Source organism: Vibrio sp. 10N.222.46.A1, from assembly GCF_041473595.1.
GTDB classification, from domain to species: domain Bacteria; phylum Pseudomonadota; class Gammaproteobacteria; order Enterobacterales; family Vibrionaceae; genus Vibrio; species Vibrio tasmaniensis_A.
The window spans coordinates 1-2,737 of record NZ_JBFRSN010001214.1 but is presented as its reverse complement, the minus strand read 5'-3'; the positions used below and the strand labels follow the sequence as shown (position 1 = coordinate 2,737).

Below are 2,737 nucleotides of genomic sequence, written 5' to 3'. Positions count from 1 at the left end.
TCGACATCGACATCGACAATCTCATTATTCAGTTCACCAAATGATGAAAGCGCAGTAATAAGCGATTATTTGGGTGGAGAAGATGCCGGACTAGCGCATTTAGATAACTACTTTTCACATGATTACGCTCTTAATTATAAGCAGACTCGAAACGCATTTGACGGCATCGAAAACTCAACCAAGTTCTCGCCGTGGCTGGCACTCGGCTGCGTCTCGCCTAAAACGATTTATCGCCATTTGAAACAGTTCGAAACCGAACATGGCAGTAACGAATCAACCTATTGGATCTACTTTGAGTTGTTGTGGCGCGAATATTTCTATTGGAAGTGTTTGTCATTGGGTTCGTCGTTGTTCGGTGAAACCTCAAACCATAAACTCGACTCTTCAAACTCCTCAGCGACGTTGAACCTGAATTTAGCCAAATGGAAAAGTGGCAATACCAACTATCCGATTGTCGATGCATGTATGCGCCAACTTAACGAAACAGGCTATATGTCTAATCGAGGAAGACAGCTTGCGGCTAGCTGTTTGATCTATGAACTAGGGATCGACTGGCGACACGGCGCAGCCTATTTTGAGAGCCAACTTATCGACTATGACGTGGCATCAAATTGGGGCAATTGGGCATATATAGCCGGGGCTCTCAATTCTCAGGTAAACACCCAAGCCAACAAGCAAAATGATGCTAAACAACCTAAACCTAAATCACGACATTTTGATTTGGGTAAGCAAACAGATATGTACGATCCAGACCATGCGTTCATCAACAAGTGGAATGCGAGCAGCAAAGAACCTGCCTTAACTAACATTCAGGATGTGTTATGAATTTCAAAACCGTGCGCCTTGTCTTAGGCGACCAACTCAATATCCAGCACTCTTGGTTTCAACAGGTTGACGACGAGGTCATTTACATCATTGCCGAACTTAAGCAAGAGACTGACTACGTTGCATCGCACATCCAAAAGGTGGCGGCTTTTTTCTCGGCGATGGGCTATTTTACCGACGAACTCAAACAACAAGGTCATCAGGTACTCCACTTAACTCTTGATGACACGACTCAATTTGAAAATTTCGATGCGCTATTGCAGCACTATGTCCACGAATTCGGCGCTGAGAAATTCGAATATCAAAGGCCAGATGAATATCGCCTTTTAGAGCAGATGAACAAGCTGAAGCTCACTAATGCGACCAAAGGTTGTTGTGATACGGAACACTTCCTCTTTCCATTCGAAGAGATAGAACAACAGTTTCCGAAAAACAAACACATCATGATGGAACATTTCTATCGCCGAATGAGAAAGCGCTTCGACATTTTGCTAGAAGACGGAAAGCCCGTTGGTGGAAAATGGAATTACGATGCGAGCAATCGAAAGAAACTCAAGAAACAAGACATTGAAAGCCTGCCTCAACCTCTGATGTTTGCCAACGACATTTCCGCGATTTTAGAACGCATCGAGCGTCATCAAGTTCAAACCATTGGTGAAGTTGGCGACCAATTATTATGGCCAGTTAACCGCGCACAAAGCTTGTCTCTGCTCGCTCATTTCTGCCAGGTTTGCTTACCGTTATTTGGGCAGTTTCAGGATGCGATGACTACAGAACACGACTCTAAATGGAGCTTGTATCATAGCCGTATTTCGTTTTCGCTGAACAGTAAACTGCTGAGCCCTAAAGAAGTGATTGGTGCTGCGTTATCAGCTTATCAAGTTCCTTCTAAGCCAAATGCACCCACTATCGATATTGCACAAATCGAAGGGTTTGTGCGACAAATTCTAGGTTGGAGAGAGTACATACGCGCCGTCTATTGGGCAAACATGCCTGCGTACGCCAATAAAAACCATTATTCAGCAACCAATAAGCTGCCCCATTATTTTTGGGACGGACAAACCAATATGAATTGCATGAAGCATGCGATTGACCAGTCCCTTGAGTTTGCTTACGCGCATCACATCCAAAGGTTAATGATCACTGGCAACTTCTGCTTAATTACGGGTATAGACCCCGACCAAGTAGACAGTTGGTACCTTGGTATATACGTCGATGCGATTGAGTGGGTCGAAATGCCAAATACGCGAGGTATGGCACTTTTTGCGGATGGCGGGATCGTCGGAACCAAACCATACTCTGCCAGCGGTTCTTACATCAACCGTATGAGTGACTACTGCAAAGGCTGTCACTACAAGATAAAAGAACGCAGCGGAGAGCAATCTTGCCCTTTCAATAGCTTGTACTGGCGCTTCATGAACAAACATCGCGATGCCTTAAATCGCAACCCTCGAATGGGGATGCTTTATCGCTCTTGGGACAATATGGATGAGCAAGACCAACAAGCGATACTCGACACCGCAGAACAACGACTGACTAACTTGGAGAACTTATAATGGTGGAACAACTCAGATTACACATATTGGTCATTGGTGGCAGCGGAGGTATTGGATTCGCTGTGGTTAAGCACCTATTGTCTGAGCTGTCTCGCTTTGATTTTCTCGATGTACATGTCGACGCGACTTATCATTCACAACGACCAGAATTGGAAGATAACCGTTTAAATTGGCACCAAGTCGATGCCACCAACGAAGCTGATATTGAACGACTAAGCACTCAATTCGAGCGATTGGATTGGTTAATAAATTGCGTGGGTATGCTTCATACGCCAGATCTAGGGCCTGAAAAGAATCTATCTTCTATCGACCCAGAGTTCTTTCTGAAAAACATCTCGGTAAACACCCTACCAAGC

General features: G+C 44.7%; 3 protein-coding genes. All 3 read left to right on the top strand.

Translation table 11 applies throughout. The features are described from left to right. The coding region (locus AB4496_RS25330) for an FAD-binding domain-containing protein (protein ID WP_372132588.1) at window positions 1–825 on the top strand (825 nt) is incomplete at its 5' end. Beyond that, window positions 822–2,381 (top strand): cryptochrome/photolyase family protein, encoded by a 1,560-nt coding sequence (locus tag AB4496_RS25325; protein ID WP_102258507.1) that lies wholly within the window; start codon window positions 822–824, stop codon window positions 2,379–2,381. The genes AB4496_RS25330 and AB4496_RS25325, both read left to right, overlap by 4 nt. After that, a partial coding sequence (locus AB4496_RS25320) for an SDR family NAD(P)-dependent oxidoreductase (protein ID WP_372132585.1) occupies window positions 2,381–2,737 on the top strand: 357 nt, incomplete at its 3' end. The genes AB4496_RS25325 and AB4496_RS25320, both read left to right, overlap by 1 nt.